The sequence below is a fragment of the Rhodococcus antarcticus genome (assembly GCF_026153295.1).
Classification (GTDB): Bacteria; Actinomycetota; Actinomycetes; order Mycobacteriales; family Mycobacteriaceae; genus Rhodococcus_D; species Rhodococcus_D antarcticus.
Genome location: NZ_CP110615.1, coordinates 2,899,316 through 2,912,852 on the forward strand (window position 1 = coordinate 2,899,316; position 13,537 = coordinate 2,912,852).

Annotated in this window: 17 protein-coding genes and 1 riboswitch; of the genes, 7 read left to right on the forward strand and 10 right to left on the reverse strand. The window is 73.9% G+C overall.

Features of this window, described 5'->3' with window-relative positions; translation table 11 throughout:
• Positions 1 to 87: 87 nt before the first annotated feature.
• Positions 88 to 1,245 (reverse strand): sensor domain-containing diguanylate cyclase, encoded by a 1,158-nt coding sequence (locus RHODO2019_RS14145; protein ID WP_265382391.1) that lies wholly within the window; start codon positions 1,243 to 1,245, stop codon positions 88 to 90.
• Positions 1,212 to 2,069 carry an EAL domain-containing protein gene (locus tag RHODO2019_RS14150; protein ID WP_265382392.1) on the reverse strand — a complete coding sequence of 286 codons (858 nt, stop codon included), beginning with the start codon at positions 2,067 to 2,069 and terminating at the stop codon, positions 1,212 to 1,214. The genes RHODO2019_RS14145 and RHODO2019_RS14150 overlap by 34 nt, the downstream gene beginning before the upstream one ends.
• Before the next feature lie 14 nt (positions 2,070 to 2,083).
• Between RHODO2019_RS14150 and RHODO2019_RS14155 the strand changes: the two genes are divergently transcribed.
• Positions 2,084 to 2,470: an ArsR/SmtB family transcription factor gene (locus tag RHODO2019_RS14155; protein WP_265382393.1), complete on the forward strand. Its 387-nt coding sequence runs from the start codon at positions 2,084 to 2,086 to the stop codon at positions 2,468 to 2,470.
• Between the two features lie 10 nt (positions 2,471 to 2,480).
• Here the strand turns inward: RHODO2019_RS14155 and RHODO2019_RS14160 are convergent, their stop codons facing one another.
• Positions 2,481 to 3,296, reverse strand: a complete 816-nt coding sequence (locus tag RHODO2019_RS14160) for an HAD-IIA family hydrolase (protein ID WP_265382394.1) — start codon at positions 3,294 to 3,296, stop codon at positions 2,481 to 2,483.
• A 176-nt stretch (positions 3,297 to 3,472) separates the two neighbouring features.
• On the opposite strand from RHODO2019_RS14160, the gene RHODO2019_RS14165 reads away from it, so the two are divergent.
• Positions 3,473 to 4,087 (forward strand): hemerythrin domain-containing protein, encoded by a 615-nt coding sequence (locus RHODO2019_RS14165; RefSeq protein WP_265382395.1) that lies wholly within the window; start codon positions 3,473 to 3,475, stop codon positions 4,085 to 4,087.
• Positions 4,088 to 4,090: 3 nt separating this feature from the next.
• The gene (locus tag RHODO2019_RS14170; RefSeq protein WP_265382396.1) at positions 4,091 to 4,930 is read left to right on the forward strand and encodes a family 1 encapsulin nanocompartment shell protein; all 840 of its coding nucleotides are present in this window, start codon (positions 4,091 to 4,093) and stop codon (positions 4,928 to 4,930) included.
• Positions 4,931 to 5,060: 130 nt separating this feature from the next.
• On the opposite strand, the gene RHODO2019_RS14175 is transcribed toward RHODO2019_RS14170, so the two are convergent.
• The 4 genes from RHODO2019_RS14175 to RHODO2019_RS14190 are packed head-to-tail and all read right to left on the reverse strand — an operon-like array spanning position 5,061 to position 8,162.
• A complete protein-coding gene (locus RHODO2019_RS14175) occupies positions 5,061 to 6,131 on the reverse strand; it encodes a sulfate/molybdate ABC transporter ATP-binding protein (protein WP_265382397.1) in 1,071 nt (356 codons plus the stop codon).
• A complete protein-coding gene (locus RHODO2019_RS14180) occupies positions 6,128 to 6,937 on the reverse strand; it encodes an ABC transporter permease (protein WP_354005605.1) in 810 nt (269 codons plus the stop codon). Before RHODO2019_RS14180 ends, RHODO2019_RS14175 begins: the two co-directional genes overlap by 4 nt.
• A 2-nt stretch (positions 6,938 to 6,939) precedes the next feature.
• Entirely contained in the window at positions 6,940 to 7,761 is an 822-nt protein-coding gene (gene modA / locus RHODO2019_RS14185) for a molybdate ABC transporter substrate-binding protein (protein WP_265382399.1), read from the reverse strand.
• Complete coding sequence (locus RHODO2019_RS14190) at positions 7,758 to 8,162, reverse strand: TOBE domain-containing protein (protein ID WP_265382400.1); 405 nt, start codon at positions 8,160 to 8,162, stop codon at positions 7,758 to 7,760. Before RHODO2019_RS14190 ends, modA begins: the two co-directional genes overlap by 4 nt.
• A gap of 136 nt (positions 8,163 to 8,298) precedes the next feature.
• Between RHODO2019_RS14190 and RHODO2019_RS14195 the strand changes: the two genes are divergently transcribed.
• From RHODO2019_RS14195 to RHODO2019_RS14210, 4 genes are all read left to right on the forward strand, one after another.
• Positions 8,299 to 9,537 carry an acyl-CoA dehydrogenase family protein gene (locus RHODO2019_RS14195; protein ID WP_265382401.1) on the forward strand — a complete coding sequence of 413 codons (1,239 nt, stop codon included), beginning with the start codon at positions 8,299 to 8,301 and terminating at the stop codon, positions 9,535 to 9,537.
• 41 nt (positions 9,538 to 9,578) lie between these two features.
• Positions 9,579 to 10,640, forward strand: a complete 1,062-nt coding sequence (gene moaA / locus RHODO2019_RS14200) for a GTP 3',8-cyclase MoaA (RefSeq protein ID WP_265382402.1) — start codon at positions 9,579 to 9,581, stop codon at positions 10,638 to 10,640.
• A gap of 2 nt (positions 10,641 to 10,642) precedes the next feature.
• Entirely contained in the window at positions 10,643 to 10,927 is a 285-nt protein-coding gene (locus tag RHODO2019_RS14205; RefSeq protein WP_265382403.1) for a MoaD/ThiS family protein, read from the forward strand.
• Between the two features lie 300 nt (positions 10,928 to 11,227).
• Positions 11,228 to 11,345, forward strand: a riboswitch (cyclic di-AMP (ydaO/yuaA leader).
• A gap of 27 nt (positions 11,346 to 11,372) precedes the next feature.
• Complete coding sequence (locus tag RHODO2019_RS14210) at positions 11,373 to 12,086, forward strand: transglycosylase family protein (protein WP_265382404.1); 714 nt, start codon at positions 11,373 to 11,375, stop codon at positions 12,084 to 12,086.
• 59 nt (positions 12,087 to 12,145) lie between these two features.
• On the opposite strand, the gene RHODO2019_RS14215 is transcribed toward RHODO2019_RS14210, so the two are convergent.
• The 3 genes from RHODO2019_RS14215 to moaC are packed head-to-tail and all read right to left on the reverse strand — an operon-like array spanning position 12,146 to position 13,483.
• Entirely contained in the window at positions 12,146 to 12,562 is a 417-nt protein-coding gene (locus RHODO2019_RS14215) for a molybdenum cofactor biosynthesis protein MoaE (protein WP_435532227.1), read from the reverse strand.
• Positions 12,563 to 12,588: 26 nt separating this feature from the next.
• The gene (locus tag RHODO2019_RS14220) at positions 12,589 to 13,062 is read right to left on the reverse strand and encodes a MogA/MoaB family molybdenum cofactor biosynthesis protein (RefSeq protein ID WP_265382406.1); all 474 of its coding nucleotides are present in this window, start codon (positions 13,060 to 13,062) and stop codon (positions 12,589 to 12,591) included.
• Positions 13,055 to 13,483: a cyclic pyranopterin monophosphate synthase MoaC gene (moaC, locus tag RHODO2019_RS14225; protein WP_265384789.1), complete on the reverse strand. Its 429-nt coding sequence runs from the start codon at positions 13,481 to 13,483 to the stop codon at positions 13,055 to 13,057. Before moaC ends, RHODO2019_RS14220 begins: the two co-directional genes overlap by 8 nt.
• Positions 13,484 to 13,537: the final 54 nt, after the last annotated feature.

The following is a 13,537-nucleotide window of genomic DNA, read 5'->3' on the forward strand; positions in this document are numbered from 1 at the left end:
TCTCACCGATGGAGGTGAGCCTGGTCAGGATCGGTGAGGCTGCTGCCTGGTCGTCACTCCCGCGACGGTTGACGGCCCGCCAGCCCCTCAGTGTGCGTGAACCCCGCGCCGGAAGCGCTTGTCGGTGAACATGGCGCCGTCGGCGGCGGCGAGGGTCTCCTCGAAGCTCGACCCCACCTGGAACACCGCGGTGCCCACGCTGGCCCCGACCTGGTGGCCCCCGCGGTCGCCGGCCACGGGCTCGGCGCAGGCCCGGCGCAGCCGGTCGGCGAGCGCCTCCAGCGCCCCGGGGCCCACTCCCTCGGACAGCGGGACGACCACCGCGAACTCGTCGCCGCCCATCCGGGCCACCAGGTCCTCCGCCCGCGCACAGGCCCGCATCCGCGCCGCCAGCACCCGTAGCACGTCGTCACCGGCCCGGTGACCGGAGGTGTCGTTGACCGCCTTGAACCCGTCGAGGTCCACCACGACCACCCCGACGCCCCCACCACCGGCAACAGCCACCGCACCCCGCTCCATGAGCAGGGCCCGGTTCGCGAGCCCGGTCAGCGGATCGTGCTGGGCGGCGTGGGTCATCTCGTCACGGCTGCGCTCGAGGGCGGCGGTCATCCTGGCGTGCTCGATCGCGATCGCCGCGTGCTCGGCGAACAGCTCGAGCAGCGCGCACTGCTCACGGGACGGGCGCCGACCGTCACGGGGCACGTCGACGCTCAGCGCGCCCAGGAACTCGCCCGTCGGCGCCACCAGCGGCGCGAACAGCGCGTCCATCGGGTGCCACGCGTCGGGCTCCTCCGACACGAGGATGTCCGGCACCCACGACAACAGGGTGTCCTCGTCCGGCGACCACGCCCGGTGGTCGGAGAAGCGGAGTGCACCCCACTTGTCGGACCCTGCCAGGATCTGCAGCCACTTCCCACCGGGCTCGGACGTTCCCAGCAGGGCTGCCCGCGCGTCGTCCGAACCCTCGACGGACACGACCTCGAGATCACCCGACGGGCGACGCAGGTTGATCACCACCAGCGAGAAGACGGTGGCCTCCAGGACGCCCCGGGCCACCGCATCCAGCGTCTCGGTGAGATCCAGGCTGGCGTGCACCCGCTGGGTCACCTGCTGCAGCACCCGCAGCGCGACGACCTCCTCCGGCACCACGTGCTCCCTGGGCGCGCCGACCCGGGGGGCGGAGCCCGCGACGACACCAGCGAAGCTGCTGATCAGCCCGCCGATCCGTGCGCGCAACCCCGACACACGGCGACCCTATGCCGCACACGAGCGCACCGTGCGGACGACCAGCGGCCCTCGGCACCCACCGAGGTGACCGACGACGGGCCGGGCAGGTCCGTCACGGCCACGGCACCGGGCGCGCGACCGGCGACGGGCGCGATCCTGCTGCCGGTGCCCTCCCGCGGCGGGCAGCGTCCTGCTGGGGCCCGGACGGGCTCGGCCGAGCCCTGCCGGGCGAGCGCGATGACGGCCGTCACGATCGCGGAGTCGTGCGGGTCGTGACCCAGCCCGGAGACGAGTTCGCGGTCGATCTCCAGGGTGGTGACCGGGAGCCGCTTCAGGTAGTTCAGGGACGAGTAGCCGGTGCCGAAGTCGTCGATGCTGATCTGGACGCCGGTGGCGCGGAGGGCGCGCATGCCCGCCACGCTGCGCTGCACGTCGTGCATGACCACCGTCTGGTTGATCTCCAGCGCCAGCGAGGCGGCGGGGGAGCCGCTGGTGTGCAGGGCTGCGGCCACCACCTGCGGGAGGTCCTGCTCGTCGAGCTGCCGGGCGGAGACGTTCACCGACAGCCCCGGTGGTGTCCGCGGGCCCGCGGCGGTGACCCATCCGGCGGCCTCCTGCAGCGCCGTCCGCAGGACGTGCTCGCCGAGCGCGACGATGAGGCCGGTCTCCTCGGCGTCGGGGATGAACTCGCCGGGACCGAGCAGGCCCCGTTCCGGGTGCTGCCAGCGCACCAGCGCCTCGAACCCCAGCAGCGCGCCTGGTGCTGCAGGGCCCGCTACATCCCGCTTGCGCTCGCCGATGTCGCGGGCTCCGGGACAGGCGCACGGCCCGCCACCGCCCACCTATCCTGGGCGACGTGCACCACCTGACCGACGACCTCGCCGAGAGCCGGGTGCTCGACGCCGGACGGGTGTGCGACGCCGTGGCCCGCATCAGGGGCGGCGCCGTGGACGTCGCGCGGTGGGCCCAGCGGGCCGCGCTGCTGGGCGACGAGCACCGGCTGAAGCTGTGCCTCGCCCTGCACTGCTCGCGGGAGATCTGCGTGACCGACCTGGCCGCGGCCGCCCAGATGAGCGAGAGCGCCACCAGCCACGCCCTGCGGCTGCTGCGGGCCGAGGGTGCGGTGGCCGTGCGCCGGGACGGCCGGCTGGCCCTGTACCGCCTGGTCGACGACGAGCTCGACGCGCTGCTGCACGCCATGGGCGCGACATCCGAGCACACCCCGCACGCCCCGCACCACTGACGGGTCGAGCTCAGCCGAACGGGGTGGCCGTGCGTCCCACCAGGTCGGCCACCGAGTCCAGCACCAGCGTAGGCCGGTAGGGGAAGCGCTCCACCGACTCGGCCGTGGAGATCCCGGTCAGCACCAGGATCGTCTGCAGGCCGGCCTCGAGCCCGCTGAGCACGTCGGTGTCCATCCGGTCGCCGATCATGAGCGTGGACTCCGAGTGCGCCCCGATCTTGCGCAGCGCCGAGCGCATCATGAGCGCGTTCGGCTTGCCCACGTAGTACGGCTGCTGCCCGGTGGCGGCGGAGATCAGGGCGGCCACGGCCCCGGTGGCGGGCAGCGAGCCGTCCCGCGAGGGGCCCGTCGTGTCAGGGTTGGTGGCGATGAACCGGGCCCCGCGCTCCACCAGCCGGATGGCCGTGGTGATGGCCGTGAACGAGTAGGTGCGCGTCTCGCCGAGCACCACGTAGTCGGGCTCGCGGTCGGTGAGCACGTAGCCCACGTCGTGCAGCGCCGTCGTCAGGCCGGACTCCCCCACCACGTAGGCCGAGCCGCCGGGGCGCTGGGTGTGCAGGAACGCGGCCGTGGCCAGCGCGGAGGTCCAGATGGCCTCCTCCGGCACGTCGAGCCCGGTCGCGGCGAGCCGGGCGCAGAGGTCTCGCGGGGTGCGGATGGAGTTGTTGGTCAGCACCACGAACGGTGTGCCGGTGCTCTGCAGCTCGGCCAGGAAATCGTCCGCCCCGGGGACGAGGTGGTCCTCGTGCACCAGGACGCCGTCCATGTCCATCAGGTAGGTCCAGCGGGCGGGGGTCTGCTCCGGTGCGCTCACGGCACCGATCATCCCCGGGTGGACCGGTGCGCGTCATCCCCGGGACGGGGACGAACCCGACCTCGGGGTGACGTCGCGCGGAGTGACGTCGCGCAGGGTGACGTCGCGCGGGGCTGCGGTGCCGACGGCCGCCCGTGCTGCTGCGCACCGGATCCACACCGGCCGACACGAGTCGCTACGGTCGGGGCGTGCCTGACATCACGACGCTCATCCTGGAGGACCACGCCTGGTTCCGGTGGCAGTTCCACGCCCTGGACGCGCTGCAGGCCGCCGACGCGGTGGACGCGGAGGCGGTGCGGGCCCTGTGGGAGCCGCTCTCCGCGCGGTTGGACCTGCACGCCATCGCGGAGGAGAAGATCTTCTACCCGCAGCTGCTCGCCGTGGGCGAGGACCCCGAGGCGGAGACGCTGGACGCCATCGGCGACCACAACGACATCCGCAACGGCCTGCACGACGCGAACCGCCACCCGGTGGCCTCCGACGACTGGTGGACCGCGGTGATGGCCGCCCGCGAGGCCAACGACGAGCACATGGGCGAGGAGGAGCACGAGGGCCTGCGCGACTTCCGCCTGCGCGCCCCCGACGCCCTGCGCGAGCGGCTCGGTGCGGAGTTCGCGGCCTTCCTCGACACCCACACCACCACCCGCGGCGTGGACACCTCGGACAAGGACCCCGAGGGCTACGTCCGGGACGTCGAGCGGGAGCTCGCTCTGTCCGGCTCGGAGCGGGAGCTCGACCACCCCGCGAGCGGGGCCACCGGCGGCGGTTCGTCGCTGGGCATCGGAAGCCTGAAGGGACGCTGACCCGTGACGAACGCCGACGACCACCTGCTGAGGAAGCACGCGCCCATCCCCACCCGGGCGTGGAAGGAGATCGACGACGAGGCCCGCGACCGGCTCACCCCGCTGCTGGCCGCGCGCACGGTCGTCGACTGGGTCGGTGAGGGCGGCTGGCGCCGTGACTCCGCCGGTCTCGGCCGCACCAGCGCGATCACGGCCCTGCCCGCCGGGATCACCCACGCCGAGGCCACCGCCCCCGGCGTGGAGCTGCGCCAGCGCCGCGTGCAGCCGCTGGTCGAGGTGCGGGTCCCGTTCACGGTGAGCCGCCGCGAGATCGACGACGTCCAGCGCGGCGCTCTCGACGCCGATCTCGACGACGTCGAGCGGGCCGCCTCGGCCATCGCCGAGATCGAGAACCGAGCGGTGTTCCACGGCTGGGAGGCCGCCGGCATCACGGGCATCACCGGGGCCGCCGCCGCACCCGCCACCGAGCTGGGCACGGACTGCGCCGCCTACCCCGCGACCGTGGCCCGCGCGGTGGACAACCTGCGCCGCCGCGGGATCGAGGGTCCCTACGCGCTGGCCATCGGTCCCGAGGGCTACACCCGCATCGTCGAGACCACCGAGCACGGCGGCTTCCCGCTGCTGGAGCACCTCACCCGCATCCTCGGCGGGCCGGTGGTCTGGGCCCCGGGCGTGGACGGTGCGGTGGTGCTGAGCCAGCGCGGCGGGGACTTCCTGCTCGACGTGGGCCAGGACCTCTCCGTCGGCTACTCCCACCACGACGCGGACGTCGTGCACCTGTACCTGGAGGAGAGCTTCACCTTCCGGGTGGTCGGCGACGACGCCGCGGTCGTCCTCGGCTGAGCGCGGCCTCGGCCGGGCTGGACGGGCTGGACGGGCACCGTGGTCCTGGGGCCGCCCGACGACGGTGCCGGCGGTGACCGGCGTCCTCGTACGCCGTTCCCGGTGCGGCACCCACGGCTGCCCTCGACCCTCAGCCCGGGTGCACCACCACTTCGGCCGCCTTCACCGCGAACCACGCTCGCGCCCCGGGGACCAGCTCGAGCTCGGCCGCCGCACCGACGGTGACGTCGGCCATCAGTCCGGCCCCGTCGCCGGACTCCACCGCACGCACCCGCACCTGCTCCCCGCGGGGCTCCACCGAGGCCACCACCACCTCGACGGCGTTGCGGGGGCTGCCGTCGGGCCGCGACGGGTGCACGGCCACCGCGGACGGGCTGAACACGGCCACGGCCCGCTCCCCCGCCACGCACGCGGGGTCGACCGTCCCCGACACGAGCACGCCGTCCGTCGTCCGCAGACCGTGCTCCACCGCCGTCCCGGCCACCAGGTTGAGCCCGGCCACCCGCGCGGCGAACGCGCTGCGGGGGCGGGAGAGGACGTCGCGGGTGGGGCCGGACTCCACCACCCGACCGGACTCCAGCACCACCACCCGGTCGGCCAGCACCAGGGCGTCCAGCACGTCGTGGGTGACGAGCAGCGCAGAGCGCCCCTGCGTGCGCAGCACCGTCCGCAGCAGCTGGCGCAGGGCCGGGGCCGCGGCGACGTCGAGGGCCTCCATCGGCTCGTCGAGCAGCAGCAGCCGCGGCTCGGCGGCCAGCGCGCGGGCCACCGCCACCCGCTGGGCCTGCCCACCCGAGAGCTCGGAGGGCTTCCGGGCCCCGAGCCCGTCGGCGCCCACCGCGTCGAGCCACCGCACCGCCTCGGCCCGGGCCGCACCCCTGCCGCGGCCCCTGGCCCTCGGCCCGAAGGCGACGTTGTCGGCCGCCGACAGGTGCGGGAACAGCAGCGCCTGCTGGGCGAGCAGCACCACGCCCCGGCGGTGCGGCGGCACGTGGGTGCCCGCGTCGGTGTCGAGCAGCACGTCCTCGTCGAGGGTGATGCGACCGGCGTCGGGCTGCAGCAGCCCCGCCACCAGCGACAGCAGCGTCGACTTGCCCGAGCCGTTGGGTCCGAGCAGCGCGACCACCTCGCCCGGCGCCACGTGCAGCTCCACGTCGAGGTCGCGCTGGGCCAGGGCGGCCCGCAGGTGCAGCCCGCTCACCGCGCGGCCTCCCGACCGCGCGCCAGGACCACGACGACCACGGCCACCACCACCAGCACGAGCGAGAGGGCCACGGCCGCGTCGGGATCGGTCTCTCGCTGCAGGTAGATCTCCAGCGGCAAGGTTCGGGTGACCCCCTGGTAGCTGCCCGCGAAGGTCAGGGTCGCGCCGAACTCGCCCAGGGCCCGGGCGAAGGCCAGCACGGCGCCGGAGAACAGGCCCGGCAGCACCATGGGCAGGGTCACCCGCCACAGCACCGTGGACGGCCGGGCCCCGAGGGTGGCGGCCACCGCCTCGTAGCGCTGTCCGGCCGTGCGCACCGCCCCCTCCAGGCTCACCACCAGGAACGGCAGCGAGACGAAGGTCTGCGCCAGCACCACGGCCGTCGTGGAGAACGCGACCTGGATGCCGAGCGCGTCCAGGTGCTGGCCGAGCAGCCCGCGCCGGCCGAAGGTGTAGAGCAGCGCGATGCCGCCCACCACGGGCGGCAGCACCAGCGGCAGCAGCACCAGCGAGCGCAGCAGCCGCTGCCCGCGGAACGTCGTGCGGGCGAGCACGAGCGCCATGGGTACCCCCATGAGCACGCACAGCACCGTGGAGGTCGCCGAGGTGCGCAGGCTCAGCTCGAGCGCCGCGCGCGAGGACTCGGAGGTGACGAGGGAGAGGAAGCTGCCCCACTGGACCCGCCCGACCATCGCGGACAGCGGGAGGAGCACGAGCAGGGCCCCCGCCGCGGCCGGGACGAACAGCCACCGCGGCAGCGCCGAGTACGCAGCCGCTCGGCGGCGCGGGCGGGTGCGACGCAGGATCAGGGCGCTCCGAAGCCTGCGGCGGTCAGGACCTCCTGCCCCTCCGGGCCGGCGACGAAGGCCGCGAAGGCGGCCGCGGTCCCGGGCGACGCGGCGGACTTCAGCGCGACGATCGGGTAGGTGTTGACGGCGTTGGCGGACTCGGGGAACTCGACCCCGGTGACCTTGTCGCCCGCGGTGGTGACGTCGGTGACGTAGACCAGGCCCGCGTCGGCCTCGCCCGAGACGACCTTGCCGAGGACGTCGGTGACCGACTGCTCCTCGCTGACCGGGGTGATGGCGGTGCCGGTCGTGTCCTCGACCTTCTTCGCCGCGGCACCGCAGGGCACCTGGGGTGCGCACACGACGACCTGGACCCCGGGCTTCGCGAGGTCGGCGAAGGAGGTGATGCCGGCCGGGTTGCCCGGGGGGGTCGCGATCTCCAGGACGTTGGTCGCGAACCTGACCGGATCGCCCCGGTTGTCTCCCGCGGTGGTCACCTTGGTCATGTTGGTGGTGTCGGCGGCGGCGAAGACGTCGCCCGGCGCACCCTGCGCGATCTGGGTGACCAGGTCGGAGGACCCGGCGAAGCTGAACGTGACCTTCACCCCGGGGTTCGCGGACTCGAACCGGGCGCCGATCTCGGTGAAGGTGGACGTGAGCGAGGCGGCCGCGAGGACGGTGATGTCCCCGTCGAGGGCTGACGAGCCGGACGACGACGCTCCCGCGGTGGTCGCCGCCGCGGACGAGGAGTCGCCGCTGGAGCCGCAGCCGGCCAGCACGAGCGCGGCGGCGGCGGCCGCGGCGACGAGCGCCAGGGTCCGGGTCCGGGTCGGCGTCACGAGCTTCTTCCAGGGGTCTCGACGACCACGGTGGTCGCCTTGACCACGGCCACGGCGACGACGCCGGGCTCCAGCCCGAGCTCGCGGACGGCCTCGCTGCTCATGAGCGAGACCACCCGGTGCCCACCGCACTGCATCTCCACCTGCGCCATGACCTCGTCGGCGACGACCCGGGTGACGAGGCCGACGAAGCGGTTGCGGGCCGAGCGACCGATACCGGAGGGGTCCTGGGTGGCGGCCGCGTGGCTGCGGGCGAACTCCGCCAGCGACGCACCGTCGACCACCTTGCGCCCGGCGTCGTCGAGCGAGGACGCGATTCCGCCTGCATCGACCCACCGGCGGACCGTGTCGTCGCTGACGCCGAGAAGGTCGGCGGCCTCGCGTATCCGGAATGTCGGCACCTGCGGGACTCTAGGTCCGCAGCTGCCCCGACAACAACCCACTCTTTTCGCACCTGCGGAACTCCCGGTCGTTCTGCCGTTGGCCGGAACCGCACCCAGGTGGTGTGGATCACGGCTCACCTGGCAAGGTCGGAGCATGGACTTCGCCCCCTCGACCCGCGCCGCCGAGCTCACCGCGACGATGCGCACGTTCCTCGACGAGCACGTGCTGCCCGCCGAGGACGAGTACGAGCGCTTCCGGGCCGAGCGGCGGGGCACCGCCGCGGAGCACGACCTGCCGCCCGTGGTGCACCGGCTGAAGGACACCGCCCGCGGCCTCGGCTTGTGGAACCTGTTCCTCCCGTCGGTCTCGGGCCTGACCAACGTCGACTACGCCCAGGTCGCGGAGATCACCGGCTGGTCGCCGAACATGGCCCCCGAGGCGCTGAACTGCGGGGCACCGGACACCGGGAACATGGAGACGCTGCACCTGTTCGGGACCGAGGCCCAGAAGGAGCAGTGGCTCACCCCCCTGCTGGAGGGCGAGATCCGGTCCGCGTTCGCCATGACCGAGCCGCAGGTCGCCTCCTCCGACGCCACGAACATCGAGACGTCGATCGTCCGTGACGGCGACGACTACGTCATCAACGGCCGCAAGTGGTGGATCTCCGGCACGGCGGACCCGCGCTGCGCGATCTTCATCGTGATGGGCAAGACCGACCCGGACGGGCCGCGGCACACCCAGCAGTCCATGGTGCTGGTCCCGCGGGACACCCCGGGCCTCGAGGTGGTGCGGCACCTGCCCGTCTTCGGCTACCAGGACCAGCACGGGCACTCCGAGCTCCGGTTCACCGACGTCCGCGTCCCGGTGACGAACCTGCTCGGCGAGGAGGGTGGCGGCTTCGCCATCGCCCAGGCCCGCCTCGGCCCCGGGCGCATCCACCACTGCATGCGCCTGATCGGGATGGCCGAGCGCGCCATCGACCTCATGGTCCGCCGGGCCACCGAGCGCGTCGCCTTCGGCAAGCCGCTGTCCGAGCAGGGGGTGGTGCGCGAGCAGATCGCCGAGAGCCGCATCGAGGTGGAGCAGGCTCGCCTGCTCGTGCTCAAGACGGCCTGGCTGATCGACCAGCACGGCGCCCGCGGAGCTGCCACCGAGATCGCCGCGATCAAGGTCATCGCGCCCCGGATGGCGTGCCGGATCATCGACCGGGCCATCCAGGTGCACGGTGGCGCCGGGGTCAGCGACGACACTCCGCTCGCGGGCTTCTACGCCTCCGCCCGCACGCTGCGCCTGGCCGACGGCCCCGACGAGGTGCACCTGCGGACCGTCGCTCGCCAGGAGCTCGGTCGCCACGGCGAGGTGGCCGCGCGCACCCGGCCGGCCACCGCCTGACCCCTCCGCCCACCACGCACGACGCCCGTAAGGTTGACGACATGACGACCGTTGCACTAGGGATCCCGTTCCCGAGCACCGCGCCGGGTCGCGACCCCGCACGTCCGCAGACGTCCCGGCTCGTCGACTCCCACGGCCGCACCGCCACGGACCTGAGGATCTCCCTGACGGACAAGTGCAACCTCCGCTGCACCTACTGCATGCCGGCCGAGGGGCTGGACTGGATGGCCGACACCGATCTGCTCACGCGCGAGGAGATCGGTCGCCTCGTGGCCATCGCGGTGACCACCATGGGCGTCGAGGAGGTCCGGTTCACCGGGGGCGAGCCGCTGCTGCGTCGCGACCTCGCCGAGATCCTTGCCGACGCCGCGGCGCTCACCCCGCGCCCGGAGCTCTCGCTGACCACCAACGGCCTGGGGCTCAAGCGCAAGGCGGCTGCGCTCAAGGCCGCCGGACTCGACCGGGTCAACGTCTCCCTGGACACCGTGGACCGCGAGCGCTTCGCGAAGATCACCCGTCGCGACCGGCTGCAGGACGTCCTCGACGGGATGGCGGCCGCGCAGGCCGCGGGCCTCGCCCCGGTCAAGGTGAACGCGGTGCTGCAGCGCGGGCTGAACGACGACGAGGCACCGGGGCTGCTCCAGCTCTGCCTCGACAACGGCTACGAGCTCCGCATCATCGAGCAGATGCCGCTGGACGCACAGCACGGCTGGAGCCGCGACACCATGGTCACCGCGGAGGAGATCCTCGAGTCGCTGTCGACCCGCTTCACCCTCACGCCCGCGACCGAGCCCCGGGGCGCGGCTCCGGCCGAGCGCTGGCTGGTCGACGGCGGTCCCGCCACGGTGGGCGTCATCGCCTCGGTCACGCGTCCGTTCTGCGGGGACTGCGACCGCACCCGCCTCACCGCCGACGGCCAGATCCGCAACTGCCTGTTCGCCAACGGCGAGACCGACCTGCGAGCGCTGCTGCGCGGCGGGGCGGACGACCGCGAGATCGCCGAGCGCTGGCAGGACGCCATGTGGGGCAAGCTGCCCGGGCACGGCATCAACGACCCGAGCTTCCTGCAGCCCACCCGGCCGATGAGCGCGATCGGGGGCTGATCGTGGCCCCGAACCCCGCGGGCAGCACCACCGACCTGCTGACGGTCACGGTGCGGCACTTCGCGGCCGCGCGCTCCGCGGCCGGTGCGGACGTCGAGGAGCGGTCCCTGCCCGTGGGCGCCACCGTGGCCGACCTCGTTCTTGCACTCGGGGAGGGCCGTCCCGAGCTCGCCCGGGTGCTGCTGCGCTGCTCGTTCCTGCACGACGAGGTGGCCGTCCGCGACCGGGAAGACCTCCTGCGCCCGGGTTCCGTGCTCGACGTGCTGCCCCCCTTCGCGGGTGGCTAGGAGCGCCTGGGCACACGTGGCCCACACGCCGTTTTCGTGATCTGGGTCACACCCCACGGCATCCAGCTGCTGTTCACCTCGCGGTCCCGCAGGCCCGTGACCTGCACAGACACCCAGATCGCCAGGGGTCTCCCGCGCGTTACCGAGCCGTGACCTGTTTGCACGACCGACCTGACACGACCGGGGTGGGTACGTACGGTCGGGCCCGGCCGAACCACAGGCCGCACACCGGCCCGCTGCGCCAAACCCTGCCCCGCGGGAACCCACCGGTGCCCCGACGAGAACCACCAGGGGCAGGGACGGGGGACCCACGTCCGGATCGTCGGACGACCGGCCGAGCACGCGCTCGGCCTCGGGGTGAAGCCGCACAACCGTGCGGCCGGGCGACCTCTCAGCCCGAACCCGACAGCTGACCTCGCAGGCGCACGGAGAGGAACCACCCAGCATGAGCACCACTCACGGCCGTCACCGCAAGCCCGGCACGACCCGTCGCCACCTCGGCCGGGCCGCCATCGCGGGCATCGCCCTCGGCGCCCCCCTGATCCTCGCGGCCGCCCCGGCCCAGGCCGCGTCCACCGGCCAATGGGACGCCGTCGCGCAGTGCGAGAGCACCGGCAACTGGTCGATCAACACCGGTAACGGCTACTACGGCGGGCTGCAGTTCTCCCAGTCCACCTGGGCGGCCTTCGGCGGCACCCAGTACGCCTCGCGCGCGGACCTCGCGTCCAAGGCGCAGCAGATCGCCGTGGCCGAGCGCACCCTGGCCAGCCAGGGCAAGGGTGCCTGGCCCGTGTGCGGCAAGGGCCTCGGCGCGGCGAACACGTCCTCCGCCCCCGCGGTGTCGGCGGCTCCCGCCGAGGCAGCCCCGAAGGCCAAGCCGGCCCCCAAGGCCCAGCCGGCGCCGAAGCAGCAGGCGGCCCCGAAGCAGCAGGCCGCTCCGAAGGTCGCCGAGGCGCCCACCACGGCCACCTCCGGCACGGCGAACGTCGTCTCGCCCCCCAAGGCGGGTGCGGACTACACCGTCGTCGCCGGCGACACGCTCTCCAAGATCGCCCAGGTGCACGGCGTGCAGGGCGGCTACCAGGCCCTGTTCCAGAAGAACACGGACGTCGTCGAGAACGTCGACCTGATCTTCCCGGGTGAGACGCTCACCCTCTGATCCGCGGCTCCACCTCGACGGCCCCGGCACCCCCGTGCCGGGGTCGTCGTGCGTCCGGGTCAGGCCGAGCCCACCCACTCCTGGGTGCCGTCCGCGAACTGCTGGCGCTTCCACACCGGGATGCGGGCCTTCACCTCGTCCACGAGCAGCGCGCACGTCTCGAACGCGGCCGCGCGGTGGTCGGCCGACACGGCGCAGGCGAGCGCGACGTCCCCGATGGCGAGCGGCCCCACCCGGTGGCTGACCGCCAGCGCCCGGACCCCCTGCACCCGAGCGGCGACCTCCGCCGCCACCTCGGCCACCAGCGCGGCGGCGCTGGGGTGCGCGGAGTAGTCGAGCGCGTCCACGCCCCTGCCGTCGTCGTGGTCGCGCACCACGCCCGCGAAGCTCACCGTCGCCCCGGCGGCGGGATCGGCCACCAGCGCCTCGTGCTCGGCCACGCTGAGCACGTCCGTGGTCACCGTCGCCCGGGCCACCCGCGGGGTTCCAGGCTCCTGGGGGCTCACCGGTGGTCACCCCCCTGCAGCTGGTCGAGCGCGTGGGCGAGCACCGGGTCCAGCACCGCCAGCCCGTCCTTCACCCCGCCCGTCGATCCCGGCAGGTTCACCACCAGCGTCCGACCCGCCACCCCGGCCACCCCGCGCGACAGGATCGACGTGGGCACCCGGTCCCCGCCCGAGGCCCGCACCGCGTCCGCGATGCCCGGCACCTCGTAGTCCAGCAGCGGCAGCGTCACCTGCGGGGTGGCGTCGGTGGGGCTGATGCCGGTGCCGCCCGTGGTGAGCACGAGATCCACCTCGGCCCGGATCGCCGTCCGCAGTGCCTCCGCGACGGGCTGCCCGTCGCCGACCACGACGGGCTCGTCCACGGCGTGCCCGCGCTCGCGCAGCCACGCCACGATCACCGGGCCGGTCCTGTCCTCGTACACCCCCGCCGAGGCACGGTTCGACGCCACGACCACCACTGCTCTACCCACGCGCCCACTCCCCGCTCTTGCCCCCGGACTTGGTCAGCACCCGGACCCCGTCCATCACGGCCGCCGGGTCCACGGCCTTCACCATGTCGTGCAGGGTGAGCCCCGCGACGGCCACGGCGGTCAGCGCCTCCATCTCGACGCCCGTGCGCCCGGTGGTGCGGACGGTGGCCGTCACGTCCACCGTCGACTCCCCCAGCACCAGGTCCAGCGTCACGCCCGTGACGGCCAGCGGGTGGCACATCGGCACCAGGTCCGGCGTGCGCTTGGCGGCCATGATCCCGGCGATCCGCGCGGTCGACAGCGCATCACCCTTGGGCAGCCCGTCGCTGCTGATGAGCGCGACCACCTCGGCCGTGGTGCGGAAGGTGCCGGTGGCGGTGGCGGTGCGGGAGGTGACGTCCTTGTCGGTGACGTCGACCATCCTCGCGGCGCCGGTGGCGTCGGTGTGACTCAGGCTCTGGCTCACCCACCGACC